Source organism: Nitrospirillum guaranorum, assembly GCF_034653275.1.
Lineage (GTDB): Bacteria > Pseudomonadota > Alphaproteobacteria > Azospirillales > Azospirillaceae > Nitrospirillum.
The window spans coordinates 2,246,711-2,263,638 of record NZ_JAYEES010000003.1 but is presented as its reverse complement, the minus strand read 5'-3'; the positions used below and the strand labels follow the sequence as shown (position 1 = coordinate 2,263,638).

The 16,928-nt window shown below is 67.2% G+C and carries 15 protein-coding genes and 1 pseudogene; 9 read left to right on the top strand and 7 right to left on the bottom strand.

Features of this window, described 5'->3' with window-relative positions; all coding sequences use genetic code 11:
* Positions 1–4: 4 nt before the first annotated feature.
* From UAJ10_RS19270 to UAJ10_RS29930, 3 genes and pseudogenes are all read right to left on the bottom strand, one after another.
* Complete coding sequence (locus tag UAJ10_RS19270) at positions 5–1,618, bottom strand: alpha-L-fucosidase (RefSeq protein ID WP_322916814.1); 1,614 nt, start codon at positions 1,616–1,618, stop codon at positions 5–7.
* A gap of 6 nt (positions 1,619–1,624) precedes the next feature.
* Positions 1,625–2,125, bottom strand: a complete 501-nt coding sequence (locus UAJ10_RS19265; RefSeq protein WP_322916813.1) for a substrate-binding domain-containing protein — start codon at positions 2,123–2,125, stop codon at positions 1,625–1,627.
* Positions 2,077–2,640, bottom strand: a pseudogene (locus tag UAJ10_RS29930) (LacI family DNA-binding transcriptional regulator); the annotation flags it as partial. The pseudogene UAJ10_RS29930 and the gene UAJ10_RS19265, both read right to left, overlap by 49 nt.
* A 201-nt stretch (positions 2,641–2,841) precedes the next feature.
* Here UAJ10_RS29930 and UAJ10_RS19255 point away from each other — a divergent pair.
* A complete protein-coding gene (locus UAJ10_RS19255) occupies positions 2,842–3,186 on the top strand; it encodes an L-rhamnose mutarotase (RefSeq protein ID WP_322916811.1) in 345 nt (114 codons plus the stop codon).
* A 61-nt stretch (positions 3,187–3,247) separates the two neighbouring features.
* On the opposite strand, the gene UAJ10_RS19250 is transcribed toward UAJ10_RS19255, so the two are convergent.
* Positions 3,248–4,054, bottom strand: a complete 807-nt coding sequence (locus UAJ10_RS19250) for an IclR family transcriptional regulator (protein WP_322916810.1) — start codon at positions 4,052–4,054, stop codon at positions 3,248–3,250.
* 211 nt (positions 4,055–4,265) lie between these two features.
* Between UAJ10_RS19250 and UAJ10_RS19245 the strand changes: the two genes are divergently transcribed.
* Complete coding sequence (locus UAJ10_RS19245; protein WP_322916809.1) at positions 4,266–7,022, top strand: TonB-dependent receptor; 2,757 nt, start codon at positions 4,266–4,268, stop codon at positions 7,020–7,022.
* Positions 7,023–7,100: 78 nt separating this feature from the next.
* Here the strand turns inward: UAJ10_RS19245 and UAJ10_RS19240 are convergent, their stop codons facing one another.
* Positions 7,101–7,403 carry a putative quinol monooxygenase gene (locus UAJ10_RS19240; RefSeq protein ID WP_322916808.1) on the bottom strand — a complete coding sequence of 101 codons (303 nt, stop codon included), beginning with the start codon at positions 7,401–7,403 and terminating at the stop codon, positions 7,101–7,103.
* A 26-nt stretch (positions 7,404–7,429) separates the two neighbouring features.
* Complete coding sequence (locus UAJ10_RS19235) at positions 7,430–8,446, bottom strand: NADP-dependent oxidoreductase (protein WP_322916807.1); 1,017 nt, start codon at positions 8,444–8,446, stop codon at positions 7,430–7,432.
* 92 nt (positions 8,447–8,538) lie between these two features.
* Here UAJ10_RS19235 and UAJ10_RS19230 point away from each other — a divergent pair, with 92 nt between their 5' ends.
* The 6 genes from UAJ10_RS19230 (at position 8,539) to UAJ10_RS19205 (ending at position 13,716) form a co-directional block, all read left to right on the top strand.
* Complete coding sequence (locus tag UAJ10_RS19230) at positions 8,539–9,480, top strand: LysR family transcriptional regulator (RefSeq protein WP_322916806.1); 942 nt, start codon at positions 8,539–8,541, stop codon at positions 9,478–9,480.
* Positions 9,481–9,593: 113 nt separating this feature from the next.
* On the top strand, positions 9,594–10,253 hold the full coding sequence (locus UAJ10_RS19225) for a glutathione S-transferase family protein (protein ID WP_322916805.1): 660 nt from the start codon (positions 9,594–9,596) through the stop codon (positions 10,251–10,253).
* Between the two features lie 87 nt (positions 10,254–10,340).
* Positions 10,341–10,922, top strand: coding sequence for a TetR/AcrR family transcriptional regulator (locus UAJ10_RS19220; RefSeq protein WP_322916804.1), 582 nt, complete (start codon positions 10,341–10,343; stop codon positions 10,920–10,922).
* Between the two features lie 109 nt (positions 10,923–11,031).
* Positions 11,032–11,520 carry a hypothetical protein gene (locus UAJ10_RS19215; RefSeq protein WP_322916803.1) on the top strand — a complete coding sequence of 163 codons (489 nt, stop codon included), beginning with the start codon at positions 11,032–11,034 and terminating at the stop codon, positions 11,518–11,520.
* Positions 11,521–11,677: 157 nt separating this feature from the next.
* A complete protein-coding gene (locus UAJ10_RS19210; protein WP_322916802.1) occupies positions 11,678–12,601 on the top strand; it encodes an alpha/beta fold hydrolase in 924 nt (307 codons plus the stop codon).
* Between the two features lie 251 nt (positions 12,602–12,852).
* The gene (locus UAJ10_RS19205; RefSeq protein ID WP_322916801.1) at positions 12,853–13,716 is read left to right on the top strand and encodes an oxidoreductase; all 864 of its coding nucleotides are present in this window, start codon (positions 12,853–12,855) and stop codon (positions 13,714–13,716) included.
* A 13-nt stretch (positions 13,717–13,729) separates the two neighbouring features.
* On the opposite strand, the gene UAJ10_RS19200 is transcribed toward UAJ10_RS19205, so the two are convergent.
* Positions 13,730–15,424, bottom strand: a complete 1,695-nt coding sequence (locus tag UAJ10_RS19200; RefSeq protein WP_322916800.1) for a carboxylesterase/lipase family protein — start codon at positions 15,422–15,424, stop codon at positions 13,730–13,732.
* A gap of 189 nt (positions 15,425–15,613) precedes the next feature.
* Between UAJ10_RS19200 and UAJ10_RS19195 the strand changes: the two genes are divergently transcribed.
* Entirely contained in the window at positions 15,614–16,873 is a 1,260-nt protein-coding gene (locus UAJ10_RS19195) for a Gfo/Idh/MocA family protein (RefSeq protein WP_322916799.1), read from the top strand.
* Positions 16,874–16,928 lie beyond the last annotated feature (55 nt).

Below are 16,928 nucleotides of genomic sequence, written 5' to 3'. Positions count from 1 at the left end.
GCGCTTATCGGATGCGGAAGGCGGGGGTGAAGGTCGGCCGCCGGTCCGGCAGGGTCACGGTGACGCCGTCGTCGCCCTGCTTGAACTCCAGGGCGCCGCCGCCCAGCAGGTCGACGCGCTGGATGGGGCGGGCCGCCGTCGTCAGGGTCCGGATGGTCAGGGACTTCCCGGCTGGCCATTCCTGGGCATAGGCGTAGAGGGTGTCGCCCTTCACCATGAAGCGGATGTCCTCCGCCGTGAAGGGACGCAGCTTCGCCTCGTTGAACTTGCCCGCCGCGACTTCCGTCGGGCCTTCGCCATAGCTTGTCCAGGGGCGGGAGTCGAAAATCCCCTCGCTGTTTGCCGCCATCCAGCCCACCAGATCCTCCAGGATGCCGCGTTCCAGCTCATCGATGGTGCCGTCGCTGCGGACCGGTACGTTCAACAGCAGGCAGCCGTTCTTGCTGACCACGTCCACCAGGCGCTGCACCACTTGCAGGGCGGTGAGGTAACCCTTGCGCTCATAAAGCGGGCGGCTGTAGTGCCAGTCGCCCAGGCAGGTGTCGGTCTGCCAGGGCTCCGGCACGATGTGGTCGCTGAACCCCCGCTCGATGTCGGCCACCACGGCGCGGCGCTGCAGGTCCGTCAGTTCCTTGCAGTTCACGACCACGTCGACGGCGCCCTTCCGGGCCACGCTCTGATTGTAATAATGGGCGGTGGCGCGCAGGCCGTATGCGCCCAGGGGCAGGCCGGTGTCGTCGAAATAGACCAGGTCCGGCTGATAGCGGTCCATCAGGTCCTGGCACCGCTTCAGCCAGGTTTCGGCGAAGGCCCGGTTGGGCGGCACGGATTCATCCCACACGCCATCGTGGGCCTGATGCCAGGCGGTCATGGCGGCCTGGTCGGTGATGCCGTCCGGAATCACGATACTGCGTCCGGTATACAGATCCTGGGGGTCCAGGCCCCGCCACCATTTTCCAGCGCCATCGGCCTTGGTCAGGCGGAAGGCGTCGTAGCGCTGGCCCGCCCGGGAACCGGTGGCGTCATAGCCATAGGCCGTCTGGTACCAGTGCCAGGCATGGCTGGCGTGGTTGCTGACGCCGAAGCGCAAGCCGTGCTTGCGCGCGGCGGCGGCCCAGCCGCCCACGATGTCCTTGCCCGGGCCCACCCGCGTGGCGTTCCAGGCATGGTGGCGGGAGTCGAAGTTGTCGAAGTTGTCATGATGGCAGGCCATGGACACCAGGTACTTGGCGCCCGCCGCCTTGTAGAGCTTGGTCAGCTCCTCCGGATCCCACCGCTCCGCCTTCCAGCGGTTGATCAGCTCCATGAAGCCGAATTGCGTGGGGTGGCCGTAGGTTTTGACATGGTGTTCGTAGCTGGGATCCCCCTGCATGTACATGCGGCGGGCGTACCAGTCGCCGAACTCCGGCGCGCATTGCGGCCCCCAATGGGCCCAGATGCCGAACTTGGCGTCGCGGAACCAGACCGGCGCCTGGTACCCGGCGGCCAGGGAGTCCCAGGTGGGCTGGAACGGGCCGGCCTCGGCCCGCGCCTTGGCGGCGGCCGGTCCGGCGGACAGGGTGAGGGCTGAGACCGCGCCGGCATAGCGGACGAGGTCCCGACGCGTCGGGCTGACCATAAGCTGTTATCCCTTCGGGAACCGGATGGTGGAGGCGCGCGCCACCAGGCGCGGCGGCACGAGATCGACATGGGGCGGCGGTGCCGCGTTCTTCGTGCCGGCCAGGCTGGTGGCCAGCTCGGCCACGCGCCGGCCGATGGCTTCGGCGCCCTGGTCGACGGAGGAAAGGGGGACGCGCAGGAAGTCGGCGTAGGAAAGGTTGCCGCAGCCGATGATGGCGATGTCGTCCGGCACGCGCAGTCCCGCCTCCAGCACGGCGCGCATGGCGCCCAGGGCGGAGGGGTCGTTGTAGCAAAACAGGCCGTCCGGGCGGGGGACAGCGCCAGCAGTCGCCGTGTCGCGGTATAGCCGGCTTCCTCGCCCCGGTGGTCGCCCGACGGCCCCAGGTCCATCACCAGTTCCGGCGGCGCCGCCAGCCCCTGCTGGGCCAGCGCCTGCCGGTAGCCGGACAGGCGCCCGGCCGCCGTGCTCACCTCCGGCCCGCGCAGATGGGCGATGCGCCGGCATCCTTGCGCGATGAGATGCGCGGTGGCCAGCGTGCCCACCGCCTCGTCGTCGTTGCCGACGAAATGGGCCTCGGCGCCCGCGAACCGTCTATCCAGCAAAATGCAGGGTGTGCCCCGCCGCTTGATCTCCCGCAGGCCGTCCATGGTCGTCTGGGTGGAGGCCAGCACGATCACATCCACCTGCCGGGCCAGCAGATTGCGGATTTGCTGCCGCTCCGCATCCGGCTCTTCATCGGAGGAGGAGATCAGCAGCCCGTATCCGTGGGCCCGGATATCGTTGGAGATGGCCTTGGCGATGCCCGCGAAGAACGGATGGAGGAGGTCGGGGACGATCAGGCCGACGGTCCAGGTCTGGCCGGTGACCAGCGACCGCGCCATCAGGTTAGGCTGATACCCCAGCTCCGCCACCCGCTCCAGCACGCGGCGGCGGGTCGCTTCCCCGATATCCGGATGCGCGCGCAGGGCCTTGGACACCGTGACGACCGACAGCCCCAGTTCCAGCGCGATGTCTTTCATGCGGGCGGTCAAGATGCGCGCCTCTCCCCAAGGTGCGCCGACGCGGGGCCCTTGGCCTGTTTCGCGCGGCAGTTAACGTTAACTTTAGCGATTAAGCATATTTATAACAAGTCCGTTTTCTGAAAAGCTTTGGTCTACGGCGAGGGGAAGCGCCGCGCGCCGTGCGCCCCCCGGTATGGGACCTAGGAGGAAAGGACGTCCATGACCCGTCATGTCCTGATGCTGGATTTGAAATCCGATCCCGTTTTGATCGAGCGTTACCGCCAGTGGCACGCGCCCGGCCAGGTGCCGCCGGCGGTGCTGGGCGCCATCCGCCGGGCCGGCATCCTGGACATGGAAATCCATCTCTGCGGCGACCGGCTGGCGATGATCGTGGAGGTGACGGAGGACTACGACCCGGCGGCCCAGGCCGCGGCGGACGCCGCCGACCCGGATGTCCAGGCCTGGGAAGCGCTGATGGACACGTTCCAGCGCCGCTTGCCCTGGGCCAAGCCGGGTCAGAAGTGGGTGCCGGCGGATCGTATTTTCAGCTTGGCCAAGCAGTGACCCGGCCCGGCGCCAGCCAGTTCCCGGGCGGGGCCTTTCGACGCCGGCGGTGTTCCCGCTGTCAACGCGAGGGGGCGGTGTCCGGCTTGGCGGGCATGTAGCCAAGCGTGGCCGAGATGTTTCCGGCGGCGCCGCGCAGCAGCCCCTGGGCCGTTTCGAAGTCGACCTTCTGCGATCCGTCGATCAGCGCCAGGAAGGGAATGGTCAGCGCGCCGGCGATATCCCGGTCGAATCCAAACACGGGGTAACTGATGTCGGTCACGCCGTGGGTGATCGGGCTCTTGCGGTGATCGAAGCCGTCCCGCCGGATGGTGTCCAGCCGCTGGCCCAACCCGTCGCGGTCGGCCGACACGCCCTGAATCGCCTCGGCCTCGGCGATGATGCGGTCGGCCTGTTCCGGCTTGGAAAAGGCCAGGATCACCTGGCCCGAGCAGCTCTTGAGCATGTCGATCGCCGCACCCAGCCGTAGGGAGAATCCCCGCGTGCCGGGATTTTCCTCCCGCGCGATGACCAGCCCTTCGCCACCGTTGGGGACGACGAAATGGCAGGACTGTCCCGTCTCGATCGCCAGCCGCCGCATCTCGGGAAGCGCCGCGTTCAAAAGATTCTGCGTGGGCGTCGCGCGGTAGGCGAGGTCGAGCAGCTTGTAGGCCGCCGTATAGCGATCCGACTTGGCGGACTTCTGAAGATAGCCCAGCTGTTCCATCACGATGACGACACGGAACAGCTCCCCGACCGAGCGATTGAGGTGCGCCGCCATCTCGCTGACCAGTGCCCCGTCGCGGTGCTCCGCCAGCATCTCAAGGATTTCAAACGCCTTTTCTATGGCCGGCGCGGCATAGGTGCCCTTAGGGCCCGCTCGGGTCATGTGGTTCCCCCTGATCATCAACGCGGTCGCGTCCCATCGATACCCCACATTCCGGCGGCTCGGAAAGCCTTGGGGGCCCCGGCGCCACGGCGCGCGTCTGGCGGCTCGATCCATGAGCGACCTGCTCTCAAAATTTGTATTGCATATATGATAATTGAATTGTACTGGTGAAAACCATTCCGGGCATAAAAATCATCAGGGGAGAACGCACATGTCGCGTGGGCGCCATTCATCGAGACTCATGCCGCTGCTGGCCGGCTTGCCGTTGCCGCTGGCGTTGATCTGGTCCGCACCGGCCATCGCGCAGACGGCCGCCACTGCGGCCACCACCGCCGGCACGGCCTCGGCGAACGATCAGGGGGACCTGAACGAGATCGTCGTCACGGGGGTCCGCGCGAGCTTGAAATCGGCGGAGGCGATCAAGCGCGATGCGCCGGAGATCGTCGATTCCATCGTCGCCGAAGACATCGGCAAGCTTCCCGACCGCAACGTCGCCGAGGCGTTGCAGCGGGTTGCCGGCATCCAGATCCAGCGCAATTACGGTGAGGGCAGCTCGGTCGCCATCCGGGGGTTGACCCAGGTGCGCACCGAATTGAACGGCCGGGATATTTTCACCGCCGGCGGTGTCGACATCCTCAACCTCGAAGACGTGCCGGCCGAATTGCTGGCGGGCATCGACGTCTACAAGAATCCGTCGGCCGAACAGATCGAAGGGCAGCTCAGCGGCGTCATCAACTTCCGCACGCGCAAGCCCTTCGACTTCGACGGCTTCAAGTTCGCCGGCGGGATCACGGGCAATTATTACGACCTGGCCGACAAGACCGGGCCATCCGGCTCGGTGCTGATGAGCGATCGCTGGAACACGGGCATCGGCGAGATCGGTCTGCTGGCCGACATCGCCTACCAGAAGGACTATTTCCGCGACGACCAGATCACGACCGAACCCTTCTACACCCTGAACCAGAGCCGCAATCCCGACGGCAGTTTCGTCAACCCTTCCGACGCGGCGACGGCGGCGGCCATGGGCCGCTCGGGCCAACTCACCACCATTCCGCACGGCGGCGGCCTGAATAAGAATTACGGCGACCGGCAGCGCTTCGGCACGGACGTCGCCCTGCAGTGGAAGCCAACGGACACCCTGGATTTCACGGGCGAGGTGCTGCGCAACAATTACAAGTTCAACATCCGGGGCAACGCCTTCTTCGCCACCACGGGGGACGGGCCCATCACGCCGCTACCGGGCGCCGACTTCAAATTCGCCGGCAATGGCGATTTCATCAGCGGCACGTGGGAAGACGTTCCCCTGGGGTCCTACGCCAGCCTGACGACGCGCGATTCGACCACGACCGACTATTCGCTGAAGGCGCATTGGACGCCGATGCCGAACCTGGAGATCACGGCGGATGGCCAATACATCCGGTCGGACACCAGCCAAAGCAATTTCATCGTCATCACCAACGGTCCGAATACCGTTTTCCATCAAAACATATCGGGGGACGTGGCGTCGTTCTCCACCATCCCGGCCAGCCAGACGACCAATACCGCGCTTTATTCCAACAACGGCTTCCTCGACGACTTCTCCAATTCCATCGGTGAGGAGAAAAGCGGCCGGCTGGATGTCAAGTACAGCTTCGACAACAGCCTCCTGAAATCCCTGCGCGCCGGTTTCCGGTACACGGACAGGACGAATTCGACCCGGGACACCGGCTATCGCTATTCCAGCGTCAATGGCCGGGGCGGGCTTGTGAATTACGACCTGAGCGACATCTTCCGCGGCGACGCGAATGTGTTCGGCAGCGTGGTCACCTTCCCGCTGGAGACCATCGGCAACTACGCCAACACCCTGTCGGCCTTCGGGCTCAGCGGCGCGCCGCCCTTCCTTCCCAGCGGCTCGAACGCGCAGAGCCAGCAGACCTACGCGGAATACGCCGCCGCCTATTTCGACGCCAGCCCCCTGTCCATTCCACTGGATGGCAATATCGGGGTGCGCATCGTCACGACCAATCTGGGCGTGTCCGGGTACTACCAGCAGGTGCCGCAGATCGCGCAGCCGGACGGATCGACGGCGACCGGCAATCCCCAATACGCCACCATCGCGTTCCAGGACACCTACACCAAGGCCTTGCCCAGCCTGAACCTGCGCTATCACCTGACGGATGCCCTGCAGGTCCGCCTGGCGGCGTCGACCAACCTGGCCGCGCCCACCTTCTCGCAGTTGAACCCCAGCTTGACGCTGACCGAGCCTGGGCCGTCGCAACATGCCGAGATCCATACCGCGACCGGCGGCAACCCGCTGCTCAAGCCGATGACGTCGCGTAACCTTGACGCCTCGCTGGAATGGTATTTCTCGGACCAGGAGTACGTGTCGGTCGCGGGCTTCTATAAGAAGATCAACGGCTACATCCAGACCGCGATCACGCCGCGCGACATCACCTTCCCGGACGGCAAGACCTACACCTACCAAGTCACGTCCTACACCAATGCGGCCGATGCGGAGGTGAAGGGCGCCGAATTCTCATTCCAGCAGTTCTTCGATTTCCTGCCCGACCCGCTGGACGGCCTCGGGATCCAGGCGAACTTCACCTATGTCGACTCCCAGGCGCCCAGCCCGGCGACGTCGGGTCCCGTCACCAGCGTGCCGCTGGAGCTGTTGTCGAGGTACAGCTACAACCTGATCGGCATTTACGAGAAGGGTCCGCTGTCGCTTCGGCTCGCCTACAACTGGCGCAGCAAGTTTGTCGAGACGACGGCGGGTGTGGGTACCGGCAACCTTCCCATCTTTGATCAGCCCTATGGTCAGCTCGATGGTTCCCTGACTTACCAGGTGACCCAGAACTTCTCGCTGGGCGTTGACGCGCGCAACATCAACAACGCGCTCAAGCAGTCGTATTTCGGCATCGCGACGCGCCCCCGCACCGCCACGATCTCAGACCGGCGCCTTAGCTTCACCGCGCGCGTCACCTACTGATCATCGTGCAAGAGGGAACGGCCCAGCTTGGTCCCTCGGGACTGATCTGGGCCGTCCCGTGGCGAAACACTTCGCGCCTCACCCGTCCATCAAGGGTCGCTCGTTCGCGGCATCGTATTTCCGGATGTCGCCTGCCATCCGGCCCTGCCATTTATCCACGAACGCCCGCGTGTCAGGGGCGTCGAGGTGGGCGGAAAGGGAAGCCTGGTCGCGCCAGCGCTCCGCGACCAGCAACCGGCCGGCGCTGGGATCCTCCACCGCCACCGCGTAGGACAGGTTGCCCTCGCGCCGCCGGACGGATCGCGCGAGCGCCTGGATGTCGGTGGCGAACTCCTCCATCGCGGAGGGGGCGACCTGGACATGGCCCATCACGATAAGCATGGTTGCGGACTCCTGGGTCTCTCCGGTCAGGCGACGGTGAGGGCGATCTTGCCCTGGATGTTGCCGCGCGCGGCGCGTTCATGCGCCTGGGCGGCCTGGGCCAGCGGGAAGGTGCTGTCGATCACGACCCGCACGGTGCCGTTGTCGAGCAGGCGTGCGGCCTGATCCAGCTGCGCGCCGCTGGAGCGGACCTGCGTCGTCGAAACCGTGATACCCAGCGTCTCCGCCTCCCCATGGCCGGTGAAACCCAGGGGATAGACGGGGAAAAGCGCGCCACCCCGCTTCAGGGTGCGCAGGAAGCGGCCGGTATCGGGACCGCCGACGGTGTCGAGCACCAGGTCCGCATCACGCACCACCTCCTCGGTCGGCGTGCGGGTATAGTCTATGAACCGGTCGACGCCCAGGTCGCGCATCAGGCCTTCGTTCTTGCCGGATGCCACGGCGATGACGCGCGCGCCCTGCCATTTCGCCAGTTGCACGGCCAGATGTCCGACACCGCCGCCAGCCCCGTTGATCAGCACCGTCCGGCCGCGCAGCGGCACCGGCTCATGCTTGTAGGGCTGGAACGGGTTCGGCTCGTCGTGCCCCAGCTCGATCAGGAACTGCCAGGCGGTGAGCAGGGACATGGGCGCGCCGGCCGCGTGGACGTGATCGATGCCGGCCGGCTTGCGGGCCAAATCCGATACCGGGACGCTGACATACTCGGCATAGGCCTTGCTGCCCTCCATGACATGGTGGGGGAAGCGCACCATGGCATAGACCTCATCGCCCACGCGGAAATCCCCGACGTCGCCGGCCACGGCCGCGATCACACCCGATATGTCCGACCCCAGGATCAAGGGGAAGGTCGGGTGCGGCTGCCACTCGGGCGGAAGCGAACGGTAGCCGTCCCGCAGGTACCAGTCGGGCGGGTTGAGGCCGATGGCATGGACCTTGACCAGCGCCTCGCCCGGCGCGGGCGTGGGACGGGGCGCATCCTCATGGCGCAGCACCTCGGGGCCGCCGAACTGGTGCAGCCGAACCGCTTTCATCGTGTCGCTCATTATCTCGTTCCTTTCGTGCTTTCAAAGTTGGGACATAGTTTGGTTCCTTTGCCTGAATTGACAATCAGGCTGGGAACCGCTTCAGTATTTCCATGAAGGAACAAATCGGACTTGAAAGACTGACTGGCCTCATCGCCTTCGCCCGTGTCGGGTCGCTGGGCAGCTTCACCGCGGCCGCCCGCTCGCTGTCGATTTCGCCCTCGGCGGTGAGCAAGAGCATCCAGCGGCTGGAGCAAAACCTCGGCGTCGCCCTCATCACCCGCACGACACGCTCGCTGACCCTGACGCCGGAGGGCCGTGACCTGCACGAACGCGCCCTGCGGCTGCTGCGCGAGGCGGAGGAGATCGAGCAGGCGGCGAAGTCCGCGCGGTCGGAGCCGTCGGGGACCCTGCGCATCGCCGCGTCCCTGCCCATCGGCATCCATCTGATCGCGCCGGCCCTGCCGGCGTTCCGCGCGCGCCATCCCCAGGTGGCGGTGGACCTGCGCTTGAGCGACCAGTTCGTCGACCTGATCGAGCAGGGGATCGACCTCGCCGTGCGGATTGGTGACCTGCCGGATACGCGGCTGCTGTCGCGGCGGCTCGCCCCTCATCGGTTCTGCTGCTACGCGTCGCCGGCCTATTTGGCCGCCCGGGGGACGCCCTCGCATCCGGACGACTTGGCGCGGCACGATACCGCGACCCTCCGCTATCAAAGCTCCGGACAGATGCTGCGCTGGCCCTTCCTCATCGGGGACCGCGAAATCGAGATCGTGCCCCCGTCCGGCATCGTCATGGACGCCAGCGAGGCGCTGATCGCGGCCCTGGTCGCCGGCGGCGGCATCGGCATCAGCGCCGACTTTGTCGCCGCACCCTATGTGGCGCGTGGGGAGCTTGTGCCGGTGCTGTCCGACTATGCGGTCGAGCGGCACAACATCACCGCCGTCTGGCCGGAAAGCCGCCGCGCCAACCCGGCGGTGCGTGCCTTCCTGGCCCACCTGCAGGATGCTCTGCCGGTGGCCGGCAAGGGCCGGCCATCGCCGCCGGCCGCGTGACGCGCGGAAGAAAAATGGTGAAGGAGGTGTCGGCCTGCGTCCGCGCCGTTCGTCGTTCCGGTGACGGCGCGCGCGACGCGAAGATATCGTACAATCGCAGGGGAGGTTGTCCCGTGAATCCCACCAATCCCACCATCACCGCCTTTGAGCGGTCGCCCGATCGCGGCCGCGGCCTGGCGCGGGACATGCGCGTGCGCTGGGCGCTGGAGGAGGCGGGACGGCGGTACGATGTCCGGCTCCTGTCATTCAGCGCCATGAAGGAACCCGCGCACCGCGCGCTGCATCCCTTCGGCCAAATTCCCACCTATGAGGAGGGCGATCTCGCGCTGTTCGAGTCCGGGGCGATCGTCTTCCATATCGCGGAAGGCCACGCCGGCCTGCTGCCACGGGATCCCGCCGCCCGGGCGCGGGCGATCAGCTGGATGTTCGCGGCCCTCAACACGGTCGAGCCGCCCATCCTGGACCTCCAGACCGTCCTGTTTCTGGAGCGGGACAAAAGCTGGTTCGAGGAACGCCGGGCCATGGTTAAGGACGCCATCCGCCGGCGACTGGAGGAACTCTCCAACCACCTGCGCGATGCCGATTGGCTGGACGGCGGGTTCACCGCCGGCGACCTGCTGATGGTGTCCGTGCTGCTTCGGGTGAAGGCCACCGGCATCCTGGGTGAGTATCCCAACCTCGCCGCCTATGTCGCCCGGGGCGAGGCGCGTCCGGCCTACCAGCGTGCCTTCGCCGCCCAGCTGGCGGTTTTCACCGCCGCGTCAGGGGACTGAGGAGGCCGGGGGCGGGCGAAAGCGGGAAAGCCGAAAGGCGCCACCGCAGGGCTTGACGAACAACCTACTAGAAGGTAGGTTTCGCGCATGAGCACTCCATCCTCCACCGCTGATGAGATTTTGGCCTGCGCGCGGTCGCTGGTCATGGCGGGTGGCTATAACGGCTTCAGCTACGCCGATATCGCCGCCGTCGTCGGCATCCGCAAGGCCAGCATCCACCACCATTTCCCCAACAAGGTGGATCTGGTCCGGACGTTGATCGCCCGCTATCGCGAAGAGGCCCGCACCGGAATCGCGGAGCTGGAGCGCCATGTCTCCGACCCGCTGGGGCAGCTCCGCGCCTATACGGGATATTGGGAGGGGTGCATCACCGACGCCAGCGCGTCCTTCTGCATTTGCGCCCTGCTGGCCAGCGAGTTGCCCATCCTGCCGGAAGAGGTGGCGCTGGAGGTCAGGGCCCATTTCCGCTTCCTGTCGGCCTGGCTGACCTCGGTGTTCGAGCGGGGGACGCAGCAGGGGCTGCTCCGTCTCAGCGGCACCCCACGGGCGGAGGCGGAGGCGTTCATGGCCGCCGTCCATGGGGCCATGCTCTCCGCACGGGCCTATGACGACCCAAAGATGTTCGGGGTCATCACGACACCCCTGCTTGACCGGCTTTCCGCCCGATAGGGATGCCGCCCTCATACCGGGCGGCATCGCCGCGCACCTAAGATACCTACCTACTAGTCGGATGTTTTTGATATCAGCCGCTTCTTTTCCGAACCTCTTGGAGATCGACATGTTTGGAATTTCGCCCTTGGGCTGGGTGCACACGCTCGGCAGCCTGCCCGCCATTCCGCTGGCCCTGTACATGTTCATCCGCCATGGGCGGATCGTGCCGCGGTCGGGACCCGGCGCCGTCTATTTCGTGTCGATGCTGATCGGGGGCGTCACGGTGTTCCTGGTCGCCCACCAGTCTGTCAGCTACGGCATCGCGGTGGTGACCATCCTGCTGTTGCTTGCCGGGTATGGGGTCGGCCGCGTCCCCGGCCTGGGGCGCGCCGGCAGGTATCTGGAGACGATTTTCCTCAGCCTGACGGCCTTCCTGCTGATGGTGCCGACGGTCAGCGAAACCCTGCGCCGCGTCCCGGATGGCCATCCCCTGGTCACCGACCTGAAGTCGCCGCTTTTGCTCGGCGCCCAGGCGGGCCTTTTCGCCGTGCTGGTCATCGGCCTGGCCGCCCAGATCCTTTTCCTGCGCCGGCAGGGACGGGCGGCCGTCTCATGACGGCCCTGTCCCTGGCCGCCGGCCCCGCCAACAAAAACCTCCGGCATCGTCCAAACGGGACATGCATCTACAATCAAAGGTGCCCCAAGACGGTATAGGGATGGCGAAACAATCAGGCGAGGGGTTCGGGCCCCTCGGTTTCGCGAGGACCGTCCCCATGCTGAGATTGCTTGCCGCGAGTGTGGCCGCCTTATGGTGCCTGAGCGTTGGTGCCGCCGGCGCCAAGGTCATGCCGTTCCCGTCCACATGCCACGCGCGGGAGGTTCCGACCAACGGCACCACCCTTCACGTCCGCGTTTGCGGCAGCGGCCCCGCCGTCGTCCTGGTGCATGGCTACGGCGAGACTGGCGACATGTGGGCGCCGCTGGCCGCCGACCTGATGCGCGACCACACCGTGATCGTGCCCGATCTGCGCGGCATGGGCCTGTCCGCGCGGGCCACCGGCGGTTTCGACAAGAAGACGCAGGGCCAGGACATCGCGGGCATGCTGGACGCGCTGGGCATCGGCAAGGTCGACCTGGTCACCCACGACATCGGCAACATGGTGGGCTACGCCTTCGCGGCGGAGAACCGGGACCGCGTCACGCGTTTCGTGCTGATGGACGCGCCCATTCCCGGCGTCGGTCCCTGGGACGAGATCCTGAAAAGCCCGTTACTTTGGCATTTCCGTTTCGGCGGGCCGGATATGGAGCGGCTGGTGGCGGGGCGGGAGCGCATCTATCTCGACCGCTTCTGGAATGAGTTCTCCGCCGATCCGCGCCGGTTCGACGAGGCGTCGCGCCAGCACTACGCCGCCCTCTATGCCCGTCCCGGCGCCATGCATGCCGGGTTCGAGCAATTCAAGGCCTTCGACCAGGACGCGAAGGACAACCAGGCCTTCCTGGCCCAGGGGCCGCTCACCATGCCGGTCCTGGCCATCGGTGGCGACCATTCCTTCGGGCCCACCATGGCGGTGGTGGCGCGCGCCGCCGCCAGCACCGTCCAGGAACTGGTCATCCCCCAGTCCGGCCATTGGCTGATGGAGGAACAGCCGGCGGCGACCGTGGCCGCCATTCGCGCCTTCCTGGACGCCAAGGTGTGATCCCGGCCGTCAGTGGCCCGATGGCAAATGAATGCGCCGCCTTGACGGCTGCCCCAAGCCCGGCGCGGCGTGTGGAAGCAATCCCAGCCTATCCACCCACGATCTTGTCGGCCGGATAGGGTAAGTCCACGGCGCGGCCCCGAAGGCAACGACATGCCACAGGCCTATGTCGCCTTGCCGGTTGGACGGGAACGGGGGCGCTGCCGTAGGGTGAAGCCTTCTGGTAGCGATCCCATTCCGGAGCGACGTTCATGGCCGATACCCCCACCCCCGCCTCGGAAACTCCCGTCTGGCTCATCACCGGCTGTTCCACCGGCTTCGGCCGCATCCTGGCCCAGCGGGTGCTGGAGCGGGGATGGCGGGTGGTGGTCACGGCGCGCGACGCCGCCCAGGTGATCGACATTGTGGCGACGGCGGATGACCGGGCCATGCCGGCGGCGCTGGACGTCACCCGGTACGACCAGATCGACGCCGTGGTGGCGGCGGCGCAAGAGCGGTTCGGCCGCATCGACGTGCTGGTGAACAACGCGGGCTATGGTTACCAGAGCGCGATCGAAGAGGGGGTGGAGGCTGAAATCCGCGCCCAGTTCGACACCAACGTCTTCGGCCTGTTCGCCATGACGCGGGCGGTGCTGCCCCTCATGCGGGCGCAGGGCGGCGGGCATATCCTCAACATCACCTCGGTCGCGGGCCTGGTGGGTTACCCCGGTTCCGGGTACTACGCCGCGTCCAAGCACGCGGTGGAGGGCTGGTCCGACAGCCTGCGGGCGGAGGTTGAGCCGCTGGGCATCGGCGTCACTTGTGTCGAGCCGGGACCCTTCCGCACCGACTGGGCCGGCCGCTCCCTGCGTCAGACGGCCAGCCGCATCCCCGATTACGCCGACACGGCGGCCAAACGCCTGGCCGCCACCAAGGACATCAGTGGCAACCAGGCCGGCGACCCGGTGCGGGCGAGCGACATCATGATCGAGATCACGCAGCAGGCCACGCCGCCGCGCCACGTGGTGCTGGGTGCCTGGGGGCAGGACGCCGTGGTGGCGCGGCTGCGCCAGCGGCTGGCGGAAATCGAGGGCCAGCGCGACCGGGCGCTGTCCGCCGATTTCCCCAGCGCTTGAGGCGGACGGCTGGTTACACGCCCAGCGCCTGCCACATCTCCCGCTCCTGCCCATCCGGATCCAGGGCCACCTGGCACTGGCTGTTCAGCAGCATGACGGCGCGGTCCTTGGTGTCGTAGCGGGGCCAGGCCGGCTGGCCGGCGGCGCTGGGCACACCGTCGCGGGCGAAGCTGGTGAAATAGCCGCTGACGGCCTTGGCGGTCTCCACCAGGCCGGGGCCGTCACCCTGCAGGTCCGGCATCTCCGTGTTCAGGAAGGTGATGGAGATGTCGATGGCGTGGCCGGCCCGCAGGGTCCAGTCGGTGCCCTTGATGGGGACGTTGGACTGGAAGTCGTTGCGGTAGCGATAGACGGGGGCCGGTTGCGCCGCCTTGCGGTCGGCCAGGGTGGCGGTGCCGGCGCCCATGGACAGGGCGGTCTCGATGGCGATGCCCTGTTCCACCGGGGTGGCGCTGGGGCGGGTCCGCCGGTAGGTGGCCAGGATGCGCTCGGCGTCCGCGCCGAAGGCCTGCCGGGCGCGGGCGGTCAGGGCGGCCGCGTCCATGTGGAAGAACTCCGGATGGTCGCGCTCGAAGAAGGCGGCTTCGTCCCGCATGTTGCCGATCAGCAGCGGCACGTTGGCCACCATGGCGGGCGCCGCCGGATCGAAGGGGTGGGCGGGCAGGACGGTGCCGTCCACCACGGGGCCCCAGGCGCCGGGCTTGGGGGCGCGGTTGGCCGCCAGGCTGGGCTTGGGCGCGGGGTGGCCGGCCTGCCATTCCTTCGTCGCCACGGTCAGGGGGCCCTGGCCCTTCTCCGCCGCCAGTTGCAGGTCGATGAATTTCTGCGCCGGCACGTCGTGCAGCTTGGCGAAATCCTTGGGATGAATGTCGAAGGCGGCCAGCACACGGCGCGCCGTCTCCGTCGCCACGTCCTTAGGCAGGCCGCGCAGCATGGGGCCGCTCTGCATCCCGGCCTTGTGGAACAGGCCCTGGGCGGTGGGCATGCCCATGATGGCGCAGGTCTTGGCGCTGCCGCCGGACTCGCCGAACACCATGACGTTGCCAGGGTCGCCGCCGAAGGTGGCGATGTTCTCCTTCACCCAGCCCAGGGCGGCGATGATGTCCAGGATGCCCTGGTTGCCGGAGGCGGCGTAGTCCGCCCCGCCCAGGTCGCCCAGGTAGAGATAGCCGAGCAGGCCCAGGCGGTGGTTGGTCGCCACCACCACCACGTCATAGGTGGCGGCCAGGCGGGCGCCGTCCTGGATGCGCTGGCCGCCGCTGCCGGTGGTGAAGCCGCCGCCGTGGCAATAGACCATGACCGGCCGCTTGGCCCCGTCGTTCACGGCCGGGGTCCAGACGTTCAACACCAGGCAGTCTTCGCTGTAGGCCGGTTCATGCTCCCCATAGGTGGTGCCGGGGCCCTGCATGGCGGGCGGACCCAGGCGGGTGGCGTCGCGCACCCCTGTCCATGGCGTGACCTTGGGCGGGGCCTTGAACCGGTTCTTGCCCGAGACCGAGCCAGCGTAGGGGATGCCCTTGAAGGCCAGGGCGCCGCGGTCGTGCCCGCCCCGGAGTCGGCCGGCCGACGTCTCCACCTCCACGAACGGTCCCACCGTCTGGGTGAACCAGACGCCGTCGTCCGCGCGGGCGGGAACCCAGAAATAGGGGGCGGCGACGGCGGCGGCGCCGGCCCCCAGCAAGGCGCGGCGGTTCAGGGATAGGGTCATGATTTTCCTCCCGGTTTTATTCTTGTGCGACTTGGGCGCGAAGGCCGCGTCGAGGGGAGGTGGCTGGCCGGGGCAAGGGATGCCGCCAGCCGGTCCCTTTTCAACGCGGGGCAATCGGCGTATGAGTCTCTGATAACGGTAACATAAAAACCGGGAGGAACAATGAGCGTCCGGAGGACAGGGCCGGGAATGCCTGCGCGCATTCCGGCGGCCGAAACCGACCCCGTTTCCCTCGACAGCGCCGCGACCGATGGCGGTTCGGGCACCGGCGAAAACGGGATTTCCCGCCGTCTTCTCATGGGGTTGGGCGCCGTCGGCGCCGGCACGCTGCTGATGCGCCCGGCCTTCGCGTCACCCGCCGCCGGTCCGGCGGAGGGGGAGGGGGTGGGCTTCGCCGTCGTCGGCCTGGGCAGCTTGTCGCAGGGGCAGATCCTGCCCGGTTTCCGCAATGCCAAGCGGGCGGCATTGACCGCCCTGGTCAGCGGTCACCCTGACAAGGCCACGCGACTCGCCGCCAAATACGGCGTGGCCAAGGACGCGATCTATACCTACGAGACCTACGACCGCATCGTGGACGACCCGCGCATCCAGGTCGTCTACATCGTCCTGCCCAATGCCCTGCACGCGGAGTTCACCATCCGCGCGCTGAAGGCCGGCAAGCATGTGCTGTGCGAGAAGCCCATGGCGACCAGCGTGGCTGACGCGGAGGCGATGATCGCCGCCGCCAAGGCCGCCGACCGCAAGCTGATGATCGCCTATCGCTGCCATTATGAGCCGCTGAACCTGGCCGCCATGCGCCTGATCCGCTCGGGCAAGCTGGGCAAGCCCCGCATGGTGGTCACGCAAATGGGACGCCAGGCCTCGCTCAGTGATCCGGCGGACGTGTGGCGGCTGGATATGAAGATGTCCGGCGGCGGCGCTTTGGCCGACATGGGCATCTACGGCATCAACGGCGCCCGCTACCTGCTGAACGAGGAGCCGGTGGAGGTGCGCGCCTGGGCCCAGACCGACCGCAAGGATCCGCGTTTTCGCGAGGTGGAGGACCTGATCGCCTGGCAGTTCCGCTTCCCCAGCGGCGCCATCGCCAACGGGTCCACCAGTTTCGACTACGCCCCCACCATGTCCTACCAGGTGGAGTGCGCGCAGGGGCGGCTGGTGGCGGACCCCGGCGCCTTCTACAACGGCAACCGCCTGACGGTGCAGAGCGGGTACCGGTCGCAGGTGCAGGCGATCCACGAGATCGACCAGTTCGCGCGCGAGATGGACTGGATGGCCGACGTGGTGCGCGGCAAGGCGCCCCTGGTTTCCACCGGCGAGGAAGGCCTGCAGGACATGCGGTTGATGAAGGCCATCCTGGACTCGGTCGCCCAGGGCGGCGCCACCGTGTCCACCGCCTTCGGCTACCGCCGCGCCGCCGACCCGGCCACCACGGTCGACGTGCCGGCCTGACCGGCGATTTGTGAAGTACGTTTGTCTTCATGGGGTGGGCGTATCCCAACGGCCG

Coding starts and splice junctions, on each gene's coding strand:
- UAJ10_RS19270 (WP_322916814.1), bottom strand. CDS start 1,618: ATGGTCAGCCCGACGCGTCGGGACCTCGTCCGCTATGCCGGCGCGGTC.
- UAJ10_RS19265 (WP_322916813.1), bottom strand. CDS start 2,125: ATGCCGGCGCATCGCCCATCTGCGCGGGCCGGAGGTGAGCACGGCGGC.
- UAJ10_RS19255 (WP_322916811.1), top strand. CDS start 2,842: ATGACCCGTCATGTCCTGATGCTGGATTTGAAATCCGATCCCGTTTTG.
- UAJ10_RS19250 (WP_322916810.1), bottom strand. CDS start 4,054: ATGACCCGAGCGGGCCCTAAGGGCACCTATGCCGCGCCGGCCATAGAA.
- UAJ10_RS19245 (WP_322916809.1), top strand. CDS start 4,266: ATGTCGCGTGGGCGCCATTCATCGAGACTCATGCCGCTGCTGGCCGGC.
- UAJ10_RS19240 (WP_322916808.1), bottom strand. CDS start 7,403: ATGCTTATCGTGATGGGCCATGTCCAGGTCGCCCCCTCCGCGATGGAG.
- UAJ10_RS19235 (WP_322916807.1), bottom strand. CDS start 8,446: ATGAGCGACACGATGAAAGCGGTTCGGCTGCACCAGTTCGGCGGCCCC.
- UAJ10_RS19230 (WP_322916806.1), top strand. CDS start 8,539: ATGAAGGAACAAATCGGACTTGAAAGACTGACTGGCCTCATCGCCTTC.
- UAJ10_RS19220 (WP_322916804.1), top strand. CDS start 10,341: ATGAGCACTCCATCCTCCACCGCTGATGAGATTTTGGCCTGCGCGCGG.
- UAJ10_RS19215 (WP_322916803.1), top strand. CDS start 11,032: ATGTTTGGAATTTCGCCCTTGGGCTGGGTGCACACGCTCGGCAGCCTG.
- UAJ10_RS19210 (WP_322916802.1), top strand. CDS start 11,678: ATGCTGAGATTGCTTGCCGCGAGTGTGGCCGCCTTATGGTGCCTGAGC.
- UAJ10_RS19205 (WP_322916801.1), top strand. CDS start 12,853: ATGGCCGATACCCCCACCCCCGCCTCGGAAACTCCCGTCTGGCTCATC.
- UAJ10_RS19200 (WP_322916800.1), bottom strand. CDS start 15,424: ATGACCCTATCCCTGAACCGCCGCGCCTTGCTGGGGGCCGGCGCCGCC.
- UAJ10_RS19195 (WP_322916799.1), top strand. CDS start 15,614: ATGCCTGCGCGCATTCCGGCGGCCGAAACCGACCCCGTTTCCCTCGAC.